This window comes from Serratia sp. LTN-2 (assembly GCF_059740205.1).
Genome location: NZ_JCAXDO010000002.1, coordinates 255,581 through 277,781, shown reverse-complemented (window position 1 = coordinate 277,781; position 22,201 = coordinate 255,581). Strand labels below are relative to the sequence as shown.

The window sequence follows — 22,201 nt, the reverse complement described above, 5'->3', positions numbered from 1 at the left end:
CATACATTATGTCTGTTTTTTGTTTTTTTTGGTTTTTTGTGTTGTTAGGAATATTTTTATTTTAATTTTTTTATGTTGTTTGACAATGTTGAGTTTTTGAACTTTCCTTAACTTGCATGTGTCCACATGTTTCTTTTTTGTTTTTGTTAACCTTTTGATATCTGAGATTAATTTTTAATTTTGAGGATATACTTATGGCTTCTCAAGTTTTGCTGTACCAGAAGGTCGTGGCAGCTATACAGTACGCCGTCTTAGGGCATAGTACTTTTACTAGCCTTACGGCCTTTGATGCCGATGCTGGTCAAATCCGTACGGGACAAATTACTGCGCAGACTTACGTTGGCAACCTGTTAGCATCTGCTGAAGGGCAGGCCTTGTATGGGTCGAGCACTTCGTTGGATATCCTAAGAACGGTTTATACAAAGGTTTATGGTACTGCACCGGCTGACAGCGTTCTTCAAGGTATTCTGGGGACAACGTCTCTGAACAATGCAATTTACAGCGCAATCGATAACTTGTTAAATTATAAGCAATTCGATAGTACTAATTTGACTGCCCAAAGCAATTTTGACAACCACATCGATGCTCTGTTGTTTAATAATTACGGCACAGCAGCATGGAACCAGTGGAGCGTTGCGCTTTCTTCTCAGGAGCAAGTTGCGTCTGTTTATCTGGCGGTGCCTTATCGTTCGGCTGACTCTAGTGGATTAAACTATTGGACGAACTATTTATTGCAACCGGGCAAGTCATTTTCTCTTTTGGTTAGCAACCTACTGGCTTCCTCAGAGTTTCAGCAGAAAGGCGCTAATTTGACCGGTGATGCGTTCATTCAGCACATTTTTAATGGCGTGTACGGTGTGAATGCTACGGCTTCTCAGCTAGCGACTTATAACGCCTTGGGAACGAACAAATCTGTTATTACGCAGGCTATCATCAATGACTTACGTAACTCGACGGCTACCGATGCTCCCACAGTTACGCTACAGCATGCCTTTGAATACCAGATCGGTACCAGTCTGGTTTACAACACTGCTGCGGCGTTGTCATCATCGGCTTCCGGTGGTAATGCCATTGGTACGATCAATTCGGGGCTGTCCCACCAGATCAGCAATGCTGAAACGGCGGTATTGACTGATGTTCAACTTAATGCCAGCACAGCCAGCCTGGTCAACCTGAAGTTCGCCGATCACCTGGCTAACCTGACCATCAACGGCACCAGCGCAGCAACGGTGAACCTGTCTGATAACGGCGTCAACCCTGGCGTGGCGGTGACTGTCAACAACGGCAACGTCATTCTGAACGCCAGCTCCGGTTCAGACAATGTGGTCGTGACTTCGACGGCTAATATCGCGACCGGTACCGCACAGTTTAACCTCGGCGCCGGCAACGACAGCCTGCACTGGGCGGGTAACGCGGTCTCCGGCGGTGCGAACACCGTTGCCAATACCGTCAAGGCTGACGGCGGTACCGGCACGGATTCCATCTCTGCCAACTTCATCACCAAAACCGTAGTAACCAACCAGAACGCCCTGGGCGTTCGCACCAGCACGGTGACCAGCAACGCCAACAACTTCTCGAACTTCGAGCAGATTGATCTGACCGGCTACATCGGTAAGTCTGTCGGTACGCTGATTACGACACCACTGATTGGTTCGCCGACTACCACTACCGTCACTACGCCAACCAACACCTTCGACTTCGGCCTGACCAACGGCACGTCCACGGTGGAAGGCACTACCGGCGGTACGGTTACCCAAAACGCGGCAGCGACCAACCTGGGGGCGCAAGGTTTCGTGATTTCCGGGCTGGCTAACGTCAACGTCATCAACGCCGCCGGCGGTAACGCCGCGCAGCTGGAAGTGAAAGGGGACGCGACCTCTGCCAGTACGCTGAACTTCACCTTCGTGCAGAACGCCACCGATCACTTCAATATCAACTTCGATGCGGTGAGTTCGGCCAACGTGAATGCCGGCGCCATCAGCCTGAACAGCAGCAGCAGCGCCCTGCTGGGCACTGCGCTGACAACGGTGAACGTGGCTTCCGGCGGTACAGGTTCGTTTAACAACATTCTGTCTCTGGCCGGTACCAATGCGCAGGTTCAGACTGTTAATGTGACTGGCGATCATGCGTTGAATCTGACGCTGGGCAGCGGTTTCAGTAACGTGCGTGATGTTAACGCTTCGACCAATACCGGCGGTTTGAACCTGGATTCAAGCCATGCGGGTACTGGTGACGGTATCATCGTGCAGCTGTTGAACGCCTTGCCATTGAGCGCGGTTACCACCGCGTTGCTGACCCCGTTGTTGAACACCTTGGGCCTGAACGGTTATCAACTGACGGTTGAAGGGACGTCGACAGCCGACAGCTTCAACGTACTGGGCAACACCACGTTGACCGGCGGTGCCGGGGCGAATATCTACGATCTGAAATCCAGTAACACGCAGGCGGGGGTCACCATCACCGACTTCAGCACCGCGAAGGACAAGATCGTTGATGCTGCTTCCGGGCTGACCCTGTCCAATACCGGTACTGCGGTGGCGGATTACGGTACTCGCGCTTCAGATACGTTGGATGCACTGTTGGGCTCGTTGGTTGGCGGTCTGACCACCGGCGTTGTCGGCCTGTTGGGCGGCATCCTGGGCCTGAGCAATCCAAACTCGCTGACGGCGAAGGTGGGCGTGGCTTCGGTGGTGTTCAGCGGTACCGGTAACAATGCTGACTCCTATGTGATTATTGATAACAACAATAACCACACGCTGGATGCCAACGACACGGTTATTTACCTGACTGGCCAGAACCACCAGCAATTGGTGGATACTCTGCACTACGCCTAAGGGTAAAGTTGCAATAACCAATAATTCCCCATGGGACTATTGGGAATTAAATAATGCGGGGGCGTAACCCCCCGCATGTTTAATTTTGTGAGCGGCATCATCCTCTCTAAGTTATTCCATTTCGTTATCTTCCTCTCTTATTTTTGCTCTCCTATATCTCATTGTTTTGTCATGGTTTATTTCATCTTTGTGACCGTCTTTTTTTTTATGGCCAACCTTGCCGATTTTCACTTTCTCAACCTATAGTTAACGAAAGTATCTGCAGTCTCGGGCATTTTTTTGGGGTGAGTCTTCCCGGGGTAAATTCTTTTTTAGGAATTTCTTTAGGGGAGGGGTCAATGCGGATTGGACTGACAGTGCACATGATGTAAGGGCAGAACGTGAATCAATTTATCCCGCGCAACGAAATTGCGGATGTTATACGGACGCGCAGTAAAGTCTTCTGGACCGTTGGTATTTTCACGGCGTTTATTAACCTGTTAATGCTGGTTCCTTCTATTTACATGCTCCAGGTTTATGACCGGGTGCTCCCTTCGCGTAATGAAATCACGCTGTTAATGCTGACGCTGATCATGCTGGGTATGTTTGGCATGATGTCCTTGCTTGAATACGTGCGCAGCATGGTGGTGATCCGCATCGGCAGCCAGCTGGATATGCGCCTCAATACGCGCATCTATACGGCGGCTTACGAGGCGAATTTAAAGAACGGCTCTTCCGATGCCGGCCAGATGTTGAGCGATCTGACCAACGTGCGCCAGTTTTTGACCGGAAGCGCGCTATTTGCCTTCTTCGATGCGCCCTGGTTCCCGATCTATCTGCTGGTGATTTTCCTGTTTAACCCTTGGCTGGGGTTGTTCGCCCTGGTGGGTTCCTTGCTGTTGATCGCCCTGGCGGTGATCAACGAAGTGGTGTCGAAGAAGCCGTTGGCGGATGCCAGCCGCCTTTCTATTATGTCCAGCAGTCTGGCCAGCACCAACCTGCGTAATGCCGAAGTGATCGAAGCGCTGGGCATGTTGCCTAATCTGAAAGGACGCTGGTTCGGTCTGCATCAGCGCTTCCTGAACAGCCAACGCATCGCCAGCGAGCGGGCGTCGCGGGTGACGTCGATCACCAAGTTTGTGCGTCTGTCGCTCCAGTCGTTGGTTTTGGGGCTTGGGGGCTGGCTGGCGATCGATGGGCACATTACGCCGGGCATGATGATCGCCGGTTCCATTTTGATGGGGCGCACGCTGGCGCCGATCGAGCAGGTGATCAACGTTTGGAAAAGTTGGAGTTCTGCCAAGCTGGCATACCAGCGCCTGGTACGCTTGCTGGATCAGCATCCTCCGCGCGGTACCGGCATGTCGTTGCCGCGTCCGGAAGGGGTGATCTCTGTTGAAGGGGTGACTGCGACGCCGCCCGGTTCGAAGGGAAGCGCGGTGTTGCATAACGTCAGCTTTGCCATTCAGCCGGGAGACGTGCTGGGGATTATTGGGCCAAGCGCCTCAGGCAAGTCAACGCTGGCGCGCCTGTTGGTCGGTATCTGGCCAGTCAGCGAAGGCATTGTGCGGCTCGACAACGCCGATATCTATCAGTGGAACAAGGACGAACTGGGGCCTTTCATCGGTTATCTGCCGCAGGATATTGAACTGTTCGCCGGCAGCATCGCAGAGAACATCGCCCGCTTCAACGAACTGGACTCGGAGAAAGTGATCGAGGCCGCCAAGTTGGCCGGGGTGCATGAGCTGATTCTGCGCTTCCCTAATGGCTATGATTCGGTGATCGGCAGCGGTGGCGCCGGGCTTTCCGGTGGTCAGAAACAGCGTATCGGTTTGGCGCGCGCGCTGTATGGCGATCCTTCTCTTATCGTGCTGGATGAACCCAACTCCAATCTGGACGATGCCGGCGAGCGGGCGTTGAACCAGGCCATTACGTTCCTTAAACAGCGGAATAAGACGGTGATTCTGATTACTCACCGTACCAATCTGCTGGCGATGACCAACAAGCTGTTGCTGTTGGTTAACGGGAACGTCAATGCGTTTGGCCCTACGCAGCAAGTACTGCAGGCGTTGGCGAATGCGCAAAAAGCGCAGGTGCCTCCGCAAGCGGTGCGCGCGGTGAACTCCGAGCCGGATGAAGGCGATATTCCTAAAACTCAAATTAATTAAGCCGTGAACTTGTCTGGCGGCGCCGTTGCGTCGCCGACAGTCAAAGGAGTTGGTATGTCTACGCATATTGGCGAGCCGAATGACTCGTACTCAGAACAGATCCCGCTGGATGAGCGTCGTTATACCCGCCTCGGGTGGTTGGCGCTAGGAGTGGGCGTGTTCGGCTTCTTAGCCTGGGCGGCGTTTGCGCCTCTGGATAAAGGGGTCGCTTCGCCGGGATCGGTAACCGTTTCCGGCAACCGTAAAACGGTGCAGGCGCCGGCCAGCGGCATAATCAAAAATATCGTGGTGAAAGACGGCGATAAGGTGAAAGCCGGCGAAGTCCTGGTGCAGTTGAGCCAGGTGCAGGCGCAGGCGCAGGTCGATTCCCTGCGCGATCAGTACTATACCACGCTGGCGACCGAAGGGCGTTTGCTCGCTGAACGGGATGGTCTGAGCGCGGTCACTTTCTCCCCCATCTTCATCAAGATCAAGGATCAGCCACGCGTCGCGGAGATCATCGCGCTGCAGACGCAGCTGTTCGCCTCCCGCCGCCAGGGGCTGCAGAGTGAAATTGACGGTTACAAGCAGTCGATGGACGGGATCCGTTTCCAGTTGAAAGGCCTGCAGGATTCGCGCGCCAACAAACAGATCCAACTCTCCAGCCTGCGTGAGCAGATGAACAGCATGAAACAGCTGGCGGCGGACGGTTACCTGCCGCGTAACCGCTATCTGGAAATTCAGCGCCAGTTCGCCGAGGTAAATAGCAGCATCGATGAAACCGTCGGGCGGATTGGTCAATTGCAAAAGCAGCTGCAGGAATCTCAACAGCGTATCGATCAGCGTTTCGCCGACTATCAGCGCGAGGTTAGAACGCAGCTGGCGCAAACCCAAATGGACGCCAGCGAGTTCCGCAACAAGCTGCAAATGGCCGATTTCGATCTGGGCAACACCGCCATCACCTCACCGGTGGACGGCACCGTGGTCGGATTGAATATCTTCACTCAGGGGGGCGTCGTGGGAGCGGGTGACCACCTGATGGACGTGGTACCCAGTCAGGCGACATTGGTGGTGGATTCTCGCCTGAAAGTCGACCTGATCGACAAGGTGTACAACGGGTTGCCGGTGGATCTGATGTTTACCGCCTTCAACCAAAATAAAACCCCGAAAATTCCGGGAACGGTCACCTTGGTTTCCGCCGACCGTCTGGTCGATAAAACCAATGGCGAACCTTACTACCAGATGCAGGTCACGGTCTCGCCGGAGGGCATGAAAATGCTCAGCGGCGAGGACATCAAGCCGGGGATGCCGGTGGAGGTGTTCGTGAAAACGGGGTCGCGCTCGCTGCTGAGCTATCTGTTTAAACCTATTTTGGATCGCGCTCATACTTCATTAACCGAGGAATAATTTTGATTCAATCAAAACGACAGGCTGCCGGTCTGGTTATCGGCACCCTATTGTTTGCGATGTCTGCGCCGGTTTATTCGATAGGGATTTTAGACGCATATTCGCTGGCATTAGAAAAGGACCCGACCTTCCGGGCGGCTATAAAAGAGAAAGAAGCGGGAGATGAAAACGAAAATATCGGCAGGGCCGGGTTGCTGCCGAAGGTATCGCTGAACTACCAGAATTCGCCGCGCAACTGGCAAACGCAGAAGTACCCGCAGAGCGACTTCTTTGGCAATATTACGGAAGCGACGCGGCGTCAGCAGTACCGCAGCTATTCCAGCTCGGTGACGTTGACGCAGCCGCTGTTCGATTACGAAGCCTATGCGCGCTATAAAGGCGGCGTGGCGCAGACGCTGATGTCGGACGAACGCTATCGCGGCAAACTGCTCGATCTGGCAGTGAGGGTGGTCAATGCCTATGTCGAAGTGGCCTATTCCAAAGATCAGATTGCCTTGGCCGAGGCGCAAAAAGCGGCCTATAAAGAGCAGCTGGCGTTGAACGATCGGCTGATGAGCGCGGGTGAGGGGACGTTGACCGACGTTTCCGAAACGCAGGCGCGCTACAGCCTGGCTGAAGCGCAGGTGATCGAAGCGCGCGACGCGTTGGATGCCGCGCAGCGTGAGTTGGAAGTCATCATCGGGGTACCGCTGAATCAACTGGATGAGCTGCAGGTCTTGCGGCCGGGCAAATTCCAGGTGGCGCCGCTAATCCCGTCGAAGTTCGATGAGTGGCAAAAGATAGCTCTGGAGAATAACCCACTATTGGCCGCCTCGCGCCACGGCGTCGATGCGGCGAAATACGAAGTAGAGAGAAACCGCGCTGGCTTTATGCCGAGTGTGCAACTCTATGCTTCGCATTCGGAGAACGATTCCAGCAGCGACAACACGGTTAACCAGAAATACCGCACCGACAGCATCGGGGTACAGGTGAGTCTGCCGATTTACTCCGGCGGCGGCGTGGCGGCCTCAACGCGGCAGGCGGCGGCACGTTACGGCCAGGCGATGGCCGAGATGGATACGCAAGTGGGTTCGACGCTGAACGATCTGCGCAAGCAGTTCAATCTGTGCATCAGCAGCCGCGCCAAGCTGGCGGCCTACGAGCTGGCGGTGAAGTCGGCGACTACCCAGGTGACGGCGACCCGGCAGAGCGTATTGGCGGGGCAGCGCGTCAACGTCGATGTGCTCAACGCCGAACAGCAGCTCTATAGCGCCCAGCGCGATCTGGCTTCTGCCAAGTACACCTACATCAAGTCCTGGATTACCCTACTGAGCGACTCCGGTACGCTGGACGAGAAGGATGTGTTGCGTGTGGCGCAGTATTTTTCTGCAGGACGCTGAACAATAATTCGGCGAACAGTTCTGACCACCCTAAGTATAAATCTGAAAGAGCAGCTCAAAGCTGCTCTTTTTTGTGTTTATACGTTATGTTATCGCTTGATTGGTGAGATGAGCTAAAAATAGCTCCCTTGCCTTATATAAGCCTTGTGAAGTCAGATGCGGTGATGTGTTAACACGCTTTTATCGCCGCTTGGTATGTGATGTTTACCAAGTGACAAACATCACAGTAGTGACCATTAATGACAACAAGTGGACGTATACATCAGTGATTGGTAACTGGAAGCCAAGGGCGGTAGCGTTGTATTTATTTTGTTGATTTTTATGGCTTTTGTTTTTTCTATTTGATGCTGCTAGTGTCAGGGGCTCACTCAGAGTGCTGGAGCCATGTTGTATAATAGTAAGTCACGTCCCTGATATTAACATTATACTCTCAGGTTATTCTTATTATTGGTTTGAAAGATCTTACCAGTCATTTTCAGGCTTTTGAGAATTATCACATTAATAATTTTAAAGATTTTTTCGAATGCACTGATTTTCCTATTTCTTATCAAGAACTATAGCTTTTAAAGCTCATGTTGAAATAACAGATTAGTGAAGGGTTAAATTATGTCCAAGATAGTCCCGGTAATTATGGCCGGAGGAACGGGTAGCCGCTTATGGCCTTTGTCTAGAGAATCTTTTCCTAAACAATTCCTGTCGATTGACGATAGTGGTTTAAGCCTGTTGCAGCAGACTTTAGTGCGCTTGGAGAACGCTTCCAATCTAGATATTGTGGCACCTTTAGTGATATGTAACGAAGAACACCGTTTTTTGGTCGCAGAACAGTTGCGTGAGATCGGCCAACTGGGGACAAATATAATTTTGGAACCTATGGGGCGGAATACTGCACCAGCTGTGGCTTTGGCGGCTCATTTGGCGGCAGAAGAAGCCTTTGATGGTATGCTTCTGGTATTGGCAGCCGATCACTTGATCACTAAAGTGAGCAATTTTCATAAAGCAATCAATACGGCTGCTCAGTTTGCGACACAAGATCGGCTGGTGACGTTTGGCATTATCCCTCAGCACCCAGAGACGGGGTATGGGTATATTAGACGTGGTGACAGCCTCTCCAAGGAGTGTTTCAAAGTAGATGCCTTTGTTGAGAAGCCTTGTCTGGAAAAAGCAAAAGAATATGTCACTTCCGGCGAGTATAGCTGGAATAGCGGCATGTTTATGTTCAAGACGGAGAAGTTTCTCAGCGAGCTGGAAAAATTTAGCCCGGAGATTTACCTGGCGACTAAAAAATCAGTCATGGAGAGTCAACGTGATATGAATTTCATTCGCGTGGAGAAAGAAACCTTCCAATGCTGCCCAAGTGACTCCATTGACTATGCCGTGATGGAAAAAACCCAGGATGCCGTTGTGATCCCGATCGATGCAGGATGGAGTGATGTCGGATCGTGGTCGTCATTGTGGGATGTGTCTGCAAAGGACCATTCGGGAAATGTGAATGTTGGGGATGTTATCTCCATTGATTCAAATAACAATTACATATCCTCTGACTCTGCCCTGGTGGCTACTATAGGGTTGCATGACATGGTTGTGGTTACAACGAGCGATGCCGTGCTTATTGCCACCAAAGATAAGGTTCAAGAGGTGAAAAAAATCGTCGAGGAACTGAAAAAGCGCAATCTTCATCATTTCCGGCAGCATTCTTCCTCTTACCGTCCGTGGGGGAAAATTTGCGACATTGACAGCGGCCCGCATTTCCAAGTGAAAAAGATCATTGTTCGACCAGGTGAAGGTTTGTCAGTACAACGTCATCTCCACCGTGCTGAACATTGGGTGGTCGTGAGCGGGACAGCAAAAGTTAACATTGATGATAAAGAGTTCTTACTATCCGAAAATCAGTCCACTTTTATTCCTGCGGGCAGTGTCCATACCTTGGAAAATCCAGGGAAAATCAATCTGGAAATGATTGAGGTCAGATCGGGCCGCTATTTGGAAGAAGATGATATTGAACGCTTACAAGATCGCTATGGCAGAGTTTAAAAAAGGGTTTGGCAATGCAAAAGTTGACGTGTTTTAAAGCCTATGACATTCGCGGAAAATTGGGCGAAGAGCTGAATGAGGACATCTCATACCGCATTGGGCGCGCCTACGGCGAGTTTTTGCAGCCTAAAACTATCGTATTGGGCAGCGACGTGCGGTTGACCAGCGAAAGTTTGAAGTTGGCGTTGGCGAGAGGCTTGCAGGATGCGGGCACCGACGTTATCGATATCGGACTAACCGGTACCGAAGAAATCTATTTCGCCACGACCTATTTAAAAGTTGATGGTGGCGTTGAAGTGACCGCCAGCCATAATCCTATCGACTACAACGGGATGAAGTTGGTTCGTGAAGGCTCTCGCCCAATTAGCGGCGATACCGGATTACGAGCGATCCAAGAGCTGGCGGAGAAAAACCAGTTTCAGGCACCGGTGGCAATACGCGGCAGTTACGTCCGTCAGGACGTGTTAGGGGCTTATGTAGCGCATATTTTGTCCTATGTCGATGTGAACAACTTCAAACCGTTGAAGCTGGTGATCAACTCGGGCAATGGTGCGGCAGGGCACGTGATCGATGCCATTGAAGCGCAACTGAAGGCGCAGGGTGTACCACTGGAGTTTATAAAGTTGCATCACCAGCCGGATGGTACTTTCCCTAACGGTATTCCAAATCCACTGCTGCCGGAGTGTCGCACGGATACCGCCGATGCTGTGCGCGAGTATGGCGCTGATATGGGCATCGCGTTCGACGGTGATTTCGATCGTTGCTTCCTGTTTGATGAAAAAGGCGATTTCATTGAGGGCTATTACATCGTTGGCTTGCTGGCGGAAGCCTTCCTGCAGAAACAGCCAGGGGCGAAGGTCATTCACGATCCGCGTCTGAGCTGGAACACCATCGATGTGGTCACCGATGCGGGGGGCGTACCCGTGATGTCGAAAACTGGGCATGCTTTCATTAAGGAACGTATGCGTGCGGAGGACGCCATTTATGGTGGAGAGATGAGCGCCCACCACTATTTCCGAGATTTTGCTTATTGTGATAGTGGCATGATTCCGTGGCTGTTGGTCGCTGAGTTGGTCAGCGTGAAGGGACAAACTTTGGGGCAATTAGTACAGGATCGCATTGCCGCCTACCCGTCTTCCGGTGAGATTAATATCAAGTTGTCGAACCCAGAAAGTTCGATTGAAGGTATTAAAAACCACTATGTTTCGAAAGCAAGCTCGGTCGATTATACCGATGGTATAAGCGTTGAGTTCCCAGAGTGGCGTTTCAATCTTCGCTCATCAAATACGGAGCCTGTAGTTCGGCTTAATGTAGAGTCTAGAAATAATAAAAAATTGATGGAAGAAAAGGTTAAGGAAATTTTGAATCTGTTGAGTTTATAATTTAAAGGGGGCGCATTTATTTTTTATGGAATTAATTGCGTGCTCATTTATAAGAGTGCTTTTATTATGAAAATACAACATCAGCGGGCGCATTCCAAAGCAAATGCATCTCTCATATCTATGGTTCAGCGTTTTTCTGATATCTCTATTATTTTCTTTGGCGGATTTGTTGCAAGTAAAATAAATGGTTTTAACTTTAACTATGAGAGCATTTTGGTTGCTCTCATAGCTTTAGTCGCATTTCAAATGATTGGTGGTATAACTGATTTTTATCGCTCTTGGCGTGGCGGGAAGTTCTCATCAGAGCTTCGACTTATACTTAAAAATTGGACACTAAGCATAGTCGTTACTGCCGGAATAACCTCGTTCATGCCGAGTTCTAATTTTACATTTGAAGTTTTTTTATGCTGGTACCTATCAGTATGTCTCGGCTTTACGTTCTGCCGCTCTGCAATCCGTTTTTTGGTTGGGACAATTAGAAACCTCGGATATAATAATCGAAAGGTAGCCGTTGCGGGTTCGATGCCTATCGGGGTAAGATTACTGAAAAATTTTAAAGAAGAACCTTGGTTAGGATTTATCGTTGAAGGTGTATACGATGATGTACAAAGTCACAATGATAATGAAATAAAGTACTGTGGTGACTTGGATAAATTAGTCGAGGATGCACGCCAGGGACGACTTGATTATGTGTATATCGCGATGAAAATGAGTGAAGAGCATAAGTTCAAGAAGATACTGGGGCAGTTAACGGACACAACCTGTTCTGTCATGTTTATTCCTGATGTGTTTACGTTTAATATATTGCAGTCAAGAACTGAAGAGGTAAATGGAGTTCCTGTTGTTCCTTTGTTCGACACCCCATTAAATGGAATAAATAAAGTTTTTAAAAGAGCTGAAGATATTATTTTATCAATACTGATATTGGTATTTATCTCGCCGGTACTTGCATTGATCGCGTTCGCTGTTAAGTTTACATCTAAAGGTCCAGTTATATTTCGTCAAACACGGTATGGTATGGATGGCAAGCCTATCATGGTTTGGAAATTCAGATCTATGACTGTGATGGAAAATAATGATGTAATCATCCAGGCAAAGAAAGGTGATGCCAGGGTGACCAAAGTCGGTGCATTTTTACGACGAACCTCTTTGGATGAGTTGCCGCAATTTTTCAATGTTCTCATTGGTGGGATGTCGATTGTTGGGCCTAGGCCGCATGCTGTGGCACACAATGAACAATATAGAAATCTTATCGAAGGTTATATGCTCCGACACAAAGTCAAACCAGGAATTACAGGTTGGGCTCAAATTAATGGGTGGCGGGGAGAGACTGACACCTTGGATAAGATGCAAAATCGAGTCGAATATGATCTTGAGTATATTCGTGATTGGAGCATTTGGCTCGATCTGAAAATAATTTTCCTTACAGTATTTAAAGGTTTTATACACAAATCCGCGTATTGACAGATACTTGTGAGAACAAAGATGTCTCTTTGAGGGTGGCTGTATTGACAGCCACTGCTTGCATAGATTGTTCTGTGTCATTCTACCTACGATAAGGTGCGCCTTAGTTTCTTTCCTCGCAACTAGCTCACTTTTCTGACCCGCCCCAAGGATTAGATACAACGTTCAGTTAGTTATGTCGGATCCGGGAACCTGACCCCGAATATGATCCAGCCATAATCAGGAATAACCGGCCTCTGTTGGCTGCAGATTCTGGCAATCGGCAGCCAACAGCGAATTCGGATGGCGTCATCCAGCCCAGTGCAGAATGGGGACGCCTCTGATTATAGTGTATGCGCCACGCCTCGATTTTGCACCGTGCATCCTCCAGCGACATGGGCTCGTTCTCGTTCAGGCACTCCTGGCGTAACCTGCCGTTGAATGACTCCACTGTGGCATTATCCGTTGGTGTTCCCGGCCGGGAAAAATCAATACGAATCCCATGCTTATACACCCACTTATCCAGCATTTTTCCTGCAAATTAAGAGCCATTGTCCGTTTTCAACAACCGGGGAAGTGGGCGACTGAGCGCGATGCTATTCAGCATTTCCGCGACTTCCGTTGAACGTAGACTCTGCCCGACGCAGATCCCCAGACATGGTTCGGATACAGCCCCTGAGGCTGGCGACGTTGCGCTGTATTTGTTGCGATGCGGTCTTTTGAGACGCAGGGACAGTCCCTGTTCACGGTAAAGACGGTAAATGCGTTTATAGTTATCCTGCCAGCCCTGCCAGCCCTGCCAGCCCTGCCGCCTGAGCAAGATGTGAACCTGCCGGTATCCGTAATGCACGCGGGTTTCCGTGATCTCACGAATACGCAGGCGCAGCGCACTGTCATCGGCCGCCAGTTTCTTCAGCCGCAGGTTTTCCTCTTTCAGCTGGCGCATGTGCTTCAACTCAGAGGGCGAAATACCTCCGTATTTCTTGCGCCACGTATAGAACGTGGCATCAGAAATGCCCAGCTTACGGCAGACCTCAGGCACCTACGTACCCACTTCGGCCTGCTTCAGGGCAAAGACAATCTGCTCTTCGGTGAATCGTGATTTTTTCATCGGCACCACTTCCGTTCAGGGAGTGTGATCATGCCGAAATTCTGTTTCTGTATGGCTCAGGATTTTGGGGCAGGGTCATTTCTCCCGTGCTTCTCTCGTATCCTGCTTTCCTCGTGGCGTCCCGTTCGGAACGCGAGCCATTTAAAATCATTGCGATATCCAGGCTAGGGCTGTCTCTACCCGCTGCAGGCAGCCTCAAGATTATGATTAAACCAGATGTATTCTGATGTTTATCACCATGTATCTCGTTAGAATGAGCGTCTATCTAACTTAAGGGCCGTATTTTAGCGCAAACAAAGGAGTTTGTATGACAACCCTAGTCACCGGTGGTGCCGGTTATATAGGATCCCACACCGTTTTATCTCTGTTGGAACGCGGCGAAGACGTTGTGGTGTTGGATAATTTGTCCAACTCATCTGCAGAGTCATTACAGCGGGTGGAGAAACTGACGGGGAAAGCCGCGGTGTTCTATCAAGGGGATGTTCAGGATGCCGAATGCCTGCATCGTATCTTTGGCGCGCATCAGATCACTGCCGTGATCCACTTCGCCGGCCTCAAGGCCGTAGGAGAGTCAACGCGTAAACCACTCGAGTATTATCAGAATAACGTCACCGGCACGCTGGTGCTGTTGGATGCCATGCGCCGTGCCGGTGTACATGATTTCATCTTCAGTTCCTCCGCCACCGTGTATGGCGCCAATTCGCCGGTGCCCTATGTCGAGACCACGCCGATTGGCGGCACGACCAGTCCTTATGGCACGTCTAAGCTGATGGTGGAGCAGATCTTGCAGGATTTCGCCAAGGCTGAACCGCAATTTTCGATTATTGCTTTGCGTTACTTCAATCCTGTGGGGGCTCACGAGTCCGGCCTGATTGGTGAAGACCCCAACGGCATACCCAACAACCTGTTGCCGTACATCTCTCAGGTGGCGATCGGCAAACTGGAGAAATTGGGTATTTTCGGCGGTGACTATCCAACGAAAGACGGTACAGGCGAGCGCGACTACATTCATGTCATGGATTTGGCCGAGGGCCATCTGAAAGCGATGGATCACCTGGCAAAGATCAACGGCTTCAAGGCTTATAACCTAGGCGCCGGCGTAGGGCATTCGGTACTGGCGATGGTTCAGGCATTTGAAAAAGCGTCCGGCGTAACGATCCCTTACCAAATATTACCTCGCCGTGACGGCGACCTGCCTGCTTTCTGGGCGAACGCGGATCTGGCATATCGAGAGCTGGGATGGAAAGTTCGTCGGAATATCGATGATATGATGCGCGACACTTGGAACTGGCAGAAAAAAAATCCGCAAGGGTATAAGTAAGAATACTGATATAAAGTTAAACAATGAAAAGCCCACATCAAGCTGTGGGCTTTTTTGTTGTTATCTGTGGCGAGAGAGGGAAGCGCAGTTTTAGTAATTAGCAATCATTCTCAATAACTTGGTGTTTTTGTTAGCGTGCTAATTATATTTTCCTTTCGTGGTCCCCCTCCAACCCTGCAGGCGCAAAAAGTACCAAGAGTCAGAAGACGCTTAGGGTTAGTGAGAACGCGTACGTGATTTTGCTTTTTTTATTGTTATTCAATACATTGAGATTTTTATTGGTGATTGGCGGTTACAGCATAGACAAATGACGTTTTGTCTATGTGGCGTTAATGTATTAACTTCCCACATGGGTGTATAATTCAGCCCGAAGAAAACAGAGGCCCCTTGGTTGCATAGCAGAGGGCGGTGATAACGTTGAGTGTTATCGCGATAATTTTGACATGTTGCATTAATGAAACTGAAGTCGTTGGGAGCCCCCACAGATATGCTGAAAGCTGTCATCCCCGTTGCCGGTCTTGGTACCCGCATGTTACCGGCCACAAAGGCAATCCCTAAGGAAATGCTGCCGGTTGTAGACAAACCTCTTATCCAATACATCGTAAATGAATGCGTTGCTGCCGGTATTAAAGAGATTATTCTGGTCACGCACTCGTCAAAAAATGCGATTGAAAACCACTTTGACACCTCGTTTGAATTGGAAAGCATGCTGGAGTCACGCGTTAAGCGCCAGCTGCTGGAAGAAGTTCAGTCTATCTGTCCGAAAGGCGTGACCCTGATGCATGTACGGCAGGGGCAATCTAAAGGATTGGGCCATGCCGTACTCTGTGCCAGACCCCTGATCGGTGATGCGCCTTTTGCCGTATTGCTGCCGGACGTGCTGATGGACGATATTGCCTCTGATCTGACGAAAGATAACCTCGCCAGCATGATTGCCCAATTCGAAGCGCACAGTCGCAGCCAGATCATGGTAGAACCTGTGCCAGAAAAAGACGTGTCCAAATACGGCGTGGTCGATTGTCGCGGTGTGGCCGTGGCGCCAGGCCAAAGCGTGCCGATGCATGCGATCGTCGAAAAACCTTCTCAAGAAGAGGCACCTTCAAATTTGGCCGTCGTTGGCCGCTATGTTTTGGCTGCTGATATCTGGCCGCTGCTGGAAAAAACGCCTTATGGTGCTGGCGGTGAGATTCAGCTTACCGATGCCATCGCCATGCTGATGGAGCAAAAACCGGTTGAGGCTTTCGCCATGGTTGGGCGTTCGCATGACTGTGGCGATAAATTAGGTTACATGAAGGCCTTTGTTGAGTATGGTCTTCGTCATCCAACGCAGGGTGAAGCATTTTCTGAGTGGTTAAAGGGGATGTTGCAGGCTTAAGCGTTTGCTGTACCTGACGAATCCAGCCGATTCCTAAAGTAAAATAGATCGGCTGGATGTAGCTTGAGGGCAGGCTACACGCGCTCATCGTGGTGTGTAGCGAACTGGGTGCAGGAAGTTTTCCCGGTTATGAAGTCAAATCAACAGGTTGTTTTAAGTGTGCTCTGGTTGCCACAATGCCAGGGGCGGTAGCGTGGCTGTGATGAGCTCAGAAACGCATGCTACCCGTCATGCCACCCAGGCTACGCTGGGCCTGAAGACGTACGGCCATGTTTCATCTGTCAGGGAATTTTAATCTTAAATCGAGTTTTTATATGAAGTATAGCTTAGGTTATCTTTGGGATTTGGCTTCGGTCATCACAGAGAAAGAATTAAAAGTAAGATATAAAAGCAGCTTCTTTGGCTATTTATGGTCAATTGCTAATCCATTACTCTTTGCTATGATCTATTATTTTATTTTTAAATTGGTCATGCGGGTTCAAATACCAAACTATACCATTTTCATTATTACAGGCCTGTTCCCTTGGCAGTGGTTTGCTAGCTCAACGACTAACTCCTTGTATTCGTTTATTGCAAACGCACAGATCATCAAAAAAACCGTATTCCCGCGTTCGGTGATTCCTTTTAGTAATGTCCTAATGGAGTGCCTGCATTTCCTCTGCACGATTCCGGTCATTATCTTCTTTCTCTATGTCTATGACATGCGGCCATCAATCGATTGGCTATGGGGGGTTCCGCTTATCGGCATCGCGCAGATGATGATGACCTTCGGGATCGCGATGATGTTATCGACGCTGAATCTTTTCTTCCGCGATCTGGAACGTTTCATCACGCTGGGCATCATGCTGATGTTCTACTGCACGCCGATTTTGTACTCCGGTGATATGATTCCTGAACAATATCGCTTCCTGATTGATTTTAACCCACTGGCTAACATGATACTGAGCTGGCGTGATCTTTTTATGAATGGCGTAATTGATTATCATCAGATAGGCATGCTCTATGGATATGCGTTGCTGTTCATTATCATCGGCGTCAGCATTTTCAATAAGTTGAAGTACAGATTTGCAGAGATATTATAATGAGCATAGCTATAGAATTTAAAAACGTCACTAAGCGCTATCCATTATACCATCATATTGGATCTGGCATTAAAGAGTTGATTTTTAACCCTCGTAGAGCGTTGAGTTTACTGAGCGGCCGCAGTTATCTGGCGATTGAAGATATCAGTTTCCAGGTGAAAAAAGGCGAATCGGTTGCGCTTATAGGCCGAAACGGTGCAGGGAAGAGTACGTCGCTTGGTTTGGTCGCCGGTGTGATGAAACCATCATCCGGTTCGGTTCATGTTGTTGGCCGGGTGGCTTCGATGCTGGAGTTAGGCGGCGGGTTTCATCCCGAACTGACTGGCCGTGAGAATATTCGACTGAATGCGACGTTGTTAGGCCTTCGTCGTAAGGAGTTGAAGCAGCGTCTGGATAAAATTATCGAGTTTTCCGAACTGGGTGAATTTATCGATGAGCCAATTCGAGTTTACTCTAGCGGTATGTTGGCGAAGCTGGGTTTCTCGGTCATTACGCAGGTTGATCCAGATATTCTGATTATCGATGAGGTCTTGGCGGTCGGGGATATTTCATTCCAACGCAAATGCCTTGAAACCATTAATGAGTTCAAGAAGAAAGGAGTGACAATTCTTTTTGTTAGCCACAATCTTCGTGATATCGAAAAAATTTGCGATAGAGTCATTTGGATAGAAAACCATAAGATGAAAGTTATGGGTGAGGCTCATTCTGTTATAGCGCAATATAAAGAAGCAATGAGTTGAAATTCATAACCGTGATTGCCAGGTAGTGCAAATGCAGAATATTAAAATATATACGTGTCATCACAAGCCTAGTGCTTTTCTCGACTCAAAGTGGATACAGCCAATCCACGTCGGTAAGGCTAATAGCCTTACCGAGATTGGATGCCTTGGTGATGATACGGGGGATAATATATCGTTCAAAAACCCATTTTATTGTGAGCTGACTGCGCATTACTGGGTGTGGAAAAATGCAGAGCCAGCCGACTATGTTGGGTTTATGCACTATCGCCGTCATCTAAACTTCTCTGAAGATCAGCGTATTCCTGAGGATCGATGGGGCGTGATAGGGGCTGAGAAGGTAAGTAAAGAATACCAAGATAAATTTGGTTTGAATGACGAAACGATTCCTCTGTGTCTCGAAGGCGTCGATATTGTTTTGCCTAAGAAATGGGATGTCGGTGCTGCAGGTAGCAAGAATAATTATCAGCATTATAAAATCTCTAACCATCTGCATATCGAAGACTATGATGCTGCATTGGCCGTGTTGGGGGATCTTTATCCCGAATATATCACCGCTGCAGAAAAATTTAACCAAGCATCAGATGGTTATTATACGAATATGTTCGTGATGAGAAAGGATATCTTTGAGGACTATTCAATTTGGCTCTTTTCTATTTTAGATAAATTGGAAGAAAGGCTGAGGTTTAAAGATTACAGCGATCAGGAAAAGCGAGTTGTCGGTCACATAGCCGAGCGGTTACTTAACATTTATGTTGGCCACAAGCGAGAGGTTGAGACCTTAAATATTAAAGAATTGCAGAGAACTTTCATTAAGAATGAGACCTTCTCGGCGACTCTGGAACCTGCATTCTCTGATAATAATGTACCAGTTGTCATTTGCTTTGATGATAATTATGCGATTAGTGGGGCTGCATTAGTCAACTCTATCATTAAGCATGCTAATCCTCTTCTGAACTATGATTTGGTGGTGCTTGAGAACGGAGTCTCTCTGGCGAATAAGCAACGTTTCGTCTCTCTGCTTGCTGCGCATGACAATATTCATCTTCGCTTCTTTGATGTTAACGCTTTTTCAGAGATAAAGAATGCGTTCACACGTGCGCATTTTAGCGCTGCAACCTATGCGCGTTTGTTTATCCCTCGGCTGTTTGCTGAGTATGAGAAAGTGATCTTTATTGACTCGGATACCGTGGTCGAAAATGATTTGGCTGAGTTACTCGATATTCCGTTGGCCGATAATTTAGTTGCGGCGGTAAAAGATATCGTAATGGAAGGATTCGTTTTGCTTGGTGCCATGTCACAATCCAGTGACGGGGTGATGCCGGCGAAGGAGTACCTTTCTTCTTCATTGGGTTTAACCAATCCAGATGAATATTTCCAAGCAGGAATATTGGTATTTAACATCGTTCAGATGAATCAAGAGAATACCTTTTCCAGTCTGATGGAGGCCATGCAGAGCAAGCGCTACTGGTTCCTCGATCAAGATATTATGAATAAAGTTTTCCATGGCCGCGTACATTATTTGCCGTTGGAGTGGAATGTCTATCATGGTAACGGTAATACAGAGACATTTTTCCCCAACTTACCATTTTCGACCTACATGCGCTTCCTTGAGGCGCGTCGTAATCCGAAGGTGATTCACTTCGCGGGTGAGAATAAACCGTGGAATACACGTAGCGTTGATTTCTTCGATAATTATCACAAGAATATACTGAATACGCCCTGGGCTCCGGAGCTTTATGCCCGCTTGCAAGGTGAGAGGAAGGATTTTTCACCCACGCGTAAGAAGAGTGGGGCGCCGATAGTGAAAAACTCCCTAATGTTTATTCTTAATCGTGTAGCGCCGAAAGGGACAACACGGCGTAATGCAATGACCAAATACTACTACAAATTTAGACAGCTAATTATCGGATAATAAGATGATGAAAATTAAGAGAATTTTAATCGTTGGGGCAGGTTTTTCCGGTGCAGTGATCGGGAGAAAGTTGGCAGAACAAGGCCATCAAATTCATATTATCGATCGTCGTACTCATATTGCTGGCAACTGCTACGACGCTCGGGATGAAAAGACGGATGTCATGGTACATACTTATGGTCCGCATATTTTCCATACAGACAACGAGCAAGTATGGAACTTTGTGAATCAGTACGCCACAATGATGCCTTATGTTAACCGCGTAAAAGCGACGGTAAACGGCCAGGTTTTCTCGCTGCCGATCAATTTGCACACCATCAACCAATTCTTTAAAAAGACCTGTTCGCCAACGGAAGCGAAAGCTTTGATCGCCGAGAAAGGCGATTCCAGTATCACTGACCCGCAATCGTTCGAAGAACAGGCGCTGCGCTTTGTAGGCAAAGAACTGTATGAAGCCTTCTTCAAAGGTTACACCATCAAACAATGGGGTATGTCCCCGGCACAGTTGCCGGCTTCGATTCTGAAACGTTTGCCTATTCGCTTTAATTATGATGATAACTATTTCAATCATAAGTTCCAAGGGATGCCGAAAGACGGTTACACCAAGATGGTGGAAGGTATTCTGGAACACCCGAATATCTCGGTGGTGTTGGATACTCAGTTCCAAATGCAAGACCGCGAGGGGTACGATCATGTGTTTTACAGCGGCCCGCTGGACGCGTTTTATGACTTCCAGTTTGGGCGGCTCGGCTACCGTACGCTGGACTTTGAGAAATTTACCGTGGAAGGGGATTATCAAGGCTGTGCGGTGATGAACTATTGTGAACAGTCGGTACCTTATACTCGTATTACCGAGCATAAGTACTTCTCCCCTTGGGAACAGCACGAAGGGTCGGTTTGCTATAAAGAGTACAGCCGCGCTTGCGAAGAAAACGATATTCCTTATTATCCGATTCGTCAGGTCGGTGAAATGGCGTTGTTGGAAAAATACGTTGATTTGGCTGAAAAAGAACATAACATCACCTTTATCGGCCGCCTGGGTACCTATCGCTACCTAGACATGGACGTGACCATTGCCGAAGCATTGAAAACGGCTGAAACCTATCTGGCCAGCCTGGAGCAAGAAAACGCCATGCCAGTATTCACGGTCAGTATCAGATGAGATGTTCGGCGTTAATTGTTACATTCAATCGCCTCGAAAAATTGAAACAATGTTGGGCGGCAACCTCTGCGTTGCCGTTTGTTGACATTGTCATTGTCGATAATGCGTCGACCGACGAAACCCAGTCGTGGCTGCACTGTATCGAAGACAGCCGTTTGCACGTCATACGCGCTGCGCAAAACGACGGTGGCGCTGGCGGATTCAGGCTCGGCGCTGAATATATTGCGAGCAAGATAGACACCGACTGGGTGTTTATGTTCGATGATGACGCTTATCCCGATAGCGCATTATTGACATGTTTCGCTGAATTGACGCAACGGTTCGACTATGCGGCTTACTGTTGCCGAGTCTTGGATAAACAAGGGACGTTATGCAAAATGAACGTACCTTTCAGCAAGATGCCAACGTCGTTGGTACAGACGTTGGGTTATATTTCCAGACCCGGACGTTACACCCCTGCGGAGCATAAGCCTGCGGATGTCGTGACTTTCTCATTTGTTGGTGCAATAATACGCAGAGACGTTTTAGCCGCTAACATTGAGTACATCTGGCCAGAACTTTTTATTTATTATGATGATCTTTACTTCTCTTACAGGTTGAGTCAACAAGGGTATCGGTTCCGGTACTCACCAGAGTTGGTATTTCTGCACGATGTGCCTACTAGCCAGGGGGGGATAACCCCGTCATGGAAAGTCTACTATCTGGTCAGAAACCTGCTCCTTTCAAGGACGCTTTTCAACAAACATGAAAGACCTTACTCACTCGGAGCTATCGTGTTACGTATTGCAAAATATTTACTTTCTTTTACCTCTCAAGGCAAAAAAGGCGAATATATTAAATACGTAATGCGCGGTATTGTTGACGGTATATCACGTAAAAATGGTAAACAACATTAG

The 22,201-nt window shown here is 48.7% G+C and carries 14 protein-coding genes and 1 pseudogene; 14 read left to right on the top strand and 1 reads right to left on the bottom strand.

Annotated elements, in window-relative coordinates; genetic code table 11:
• The first annotated feature begins 194 nt into the window (after positions 1-194).
• The 7 genes from AC6BYQ_RS05045 to wcaJ all read left to right on the top strand — a co-directional run bounded on the left by AC6BYQ_RS05045 (position 195) and on the right by wcaJ (position 12,623).
• Positions 195-2,834, top strand: a complete 2,640-nt coding sequence (locus AC6BYQ_RS05045) for a beta strand repeat-containing protein (protein WP_498056405.1) — start codon at positions 195-197, stop codon at positions 2,832-2,834.
• A gap of 380 nt (positions 2,835-3,214) precedes the next feature.
• Positions 3,215-4,981 carry a type I secretion system permease/ATPase gene (locus AC6BYQ_RS05040; RefSeq protein WP_063919074.1) on the top strand — a complete coding sequence of 589 codons (1,767 nt, stop codon included), beginning with the start codon at positions 3,215-3,217 and terminating at the stop codon, positions 4,979-4,981.
• Between the two features lie 54 nt (positions 4,982-5,035).
• Complete coding sequence (locus tag AC6BYQ_RS05035; RefSeq protein WP_498056404.1) at positions 5,036-6,367, top strand: HlyD family type I secretion periplasmic adaptor subunit; 1,332 nt, start codon at positions 5,036-5,038, stop codon at positions 6,365-6,367.
• 2 nt (positions 6,368-6,369) lie between these two features.
• Positions 6,370-7,746, top strand: coding sequence for a TolC family outer membrane protein (locus AC6BYQ_RS05030; RefSeq protein WP_498056403.1), 1,377 nt, complete (start codon positions 6,370-6,372; stop codon positions 7,744-7,746).
• A 606-nt stretch (positions 7,747-8,352) separates the two neighbouring features.
• A complete protein-coding gene (locus AC6BYQ_RS05025; RefSeq protein ID WP_498056402.1) occupies positions 8,353-9,777 on the top strand; it encodes a mannose-1-phosphate guanylyltransferase/mannose-6-phosphate isomerase in 1,425 nt (474 codons plus the stop codon).
• 14 nt (positions 9,778-9,791) lie between these two features.
• On the top strand, positions 9,792-11,159 hold the full coding sequence (gene cpsG / locus AC6BYQ_RS05020; RefSeq protein WP_498056401.1) for a phosphomannomutase CpsG: 1,368 nt from the start codon (positions 9,792-9,794) through the stop codon (positions 11,157-11,159).
• A gap of 66 nt (positions 11,160-11,225) precedes the next feature.
• Positions 11,226-12,623, top strand: a complete 1,398-nt coding sequence (gene wcaJ / locus AC6BYQ_RS05015) for an undecaprenyl-phosphate glucose phosphotransferase (protein ID WP_498056400.1) — start codon at positions 11,226-11,228, stop codon at positions 12,621-12,623.
• A gap of 169 nt (positions 12,624-12,792) precedes the next feature.
• Here wcaJ and AC6BYQ_RS05010 read toward each other — a convergent pair.
• Positions 12,793-13,713 (bottom strand): annotated as a pseudogene (locus tag AC6BYQ_RS05010) (integrase core domain-containing protein).
• 307 nt (positions 13,714-14,020) lie between these two features.
• On the opposite strand from AC6BYQ_RS05010, the gene galE reads away from it, so the two are divergent.
• From galE to AC6BYQ_RS04975, 7 genes are all read left to right on the top strand, one after another.
• A complete protein-coding gene (galE, locus tag AC6BYQ_RS05005; protein WP_498056399.1) occupies positions 14,021-15,034 on the top strand; it encodes a UDP-glucose 4-epimerase GalE in 1,014 nt (337 codons plus the stop codon).
• A gap of 487 nt (positions 15,035-15,521) precedes the next feature.
• A complete protein-coding gene (gene galU / locus AC6BYQ_RS05000; protein WP_025159965.1) occupies positions 15,522-16,409 on the top strand; it encodes a UTP--glucose-1-phosphate uridylyltransferase GalU in 888 nt (295 codons plus the stop codon).
• A gap of 314 nt (positions 16,410-16,723) precedes the next feature.
• A complete protein-coding gene (locus AC6BYQ_RS04995) occupies positions 16,724-17,491 on the top strand; it encodes an ABC transporter permease (RefSeq protein ID WP_019454384.1) in 768 nt (255 codons plus the stop codon).
• A complete protein-coding gene (locus tag AC6BYQ_RS04990; protein ID WP_019454383.1) occupies positions 17,491-18,231 on the top strand; it encodes an ABC transporter ATP-binding protein in 741 nt (246 codons plus the stop codon). Before AC6BYQ_RS04995 ends, AC6BYQ_RS04990 begins: the two co-directional genes overlap by 1 nt.
• 31 nt (positions 18,232-18,262) lie before the next feature.
• The gene (locus AC6BYQ_RS04985) at positions 18,263-20,143 is read left to right on the top strand and encodes a DUF4422 domain-containing protein (protein ID WP_498056398.1); all 1,881 of its coding nucleotides are present in this window, start codon (positions 18,263-18,265) and stop codon (positions 20,141-20,143) included.
• Between the two features lie 7 nt (positions 20,144-20,150).
• Positions 20,151-21,305, top strand: coding sequence for a UDP-galactopyranose mutase (glf, locus tag AC6BYQ_RS04980; protein ID WP_498056597.1), 1,155 nt, complete (start codon positions 20,151-20,153; stop codon positions 21,303-21,305).
• Positions 21,302-22,201 (top strand): glycosyltransferase, encoded by a 900-nt coding sequence (locus AC6BYQ_RS04975; RefSeq protein ID WP_498056397.1) that lies wholly within the window; start codon positions 21,302-21,304, stop codon positions 22,199-22,201. Before glf ends, AC6BYQ_RS04975 begins: the two co-directional genes overlap by 4 nt.

Coding starts and splice junctions, on each gene's coding strand:
- cpsG (WP_498056401.1), top strand. CDS start 9,792: ATGCAAAAGTTGACGTGTTTTAAAGCCTATGACATTCGCGGAAAATTG.
- AC6BYQ_RS05035 (WP_498056404.1), top strand. CDS start 5,036: ATGTCTACGCATATTGGCGAGCCGAATGACTCGTACTCAGAACAGATC.
- AC6BYQ_RS05045 (WP_498056405.1), top strand. CDS start 195: ATGGCTTCTCAAGTTTTGCTGTACCAGAAGGTCGTGGCAGCTATACAG.
- galU (WP_025159965.1), top strand. CDS start 15,522: ATGCTGAAAGCTGTCATCCCCGTTGCCGGTCTTGGTACCCGCATGTTA.
- galE (WP_498056399.1), top strand. CDS start 14,021: ATGACAACCCTAGTCACCGGTGGTGCCGGTTATATAGGATCCCACACC.
- AC6BYQ_RS05025 (WP_498056402.1), top strand. CDS start 8,353: ATGTCCAAGATAGTCCCGGTAATTATGGCCGGAGGAACGGGTAGCCGC.
- AC6BYQ_RS04995 (WP_019454384.1), top strand. CDS start 16,724: ATGAAGTATAGCTTAGGTTATCTTTGGGATTTGGCTTCGGTCATCACA.
- AC6BYQ_RS04985 (WP_498056398.1), top strand. CDS start 18,263: ATGCAGAATATTAAAATATATACGTGTCATCACAAGCCTAGTGCTTTT.
- glf (WP_498056597.1), top strand. CDS start 20,151: ATGAAAATTAAGAGAATTTTAATCGTTGGGGCAGGTTTTTCCGGTGCA.
- AC6BYQ_RS04975 (WP_498056397.1), top strand. CDS start 21,302: ATGAGATGTTCGGCGTTAATTGTTACATTCAATCGCCTCGAAAAATTG.
- wcaJ (WP_498056400.1), top strand. CDS start 11,226: ATGAAAATACAACATCAGCGGGCGCATTCCAAAGCAAATGCATCTCTC.
- AC6BYQ_RS04990 (WP_019454383.1), top strand. CDS start 17,491: ATGAGCATAGCTATAGAATTTAAAAACGTCACTAAGCGCTATCCATTA.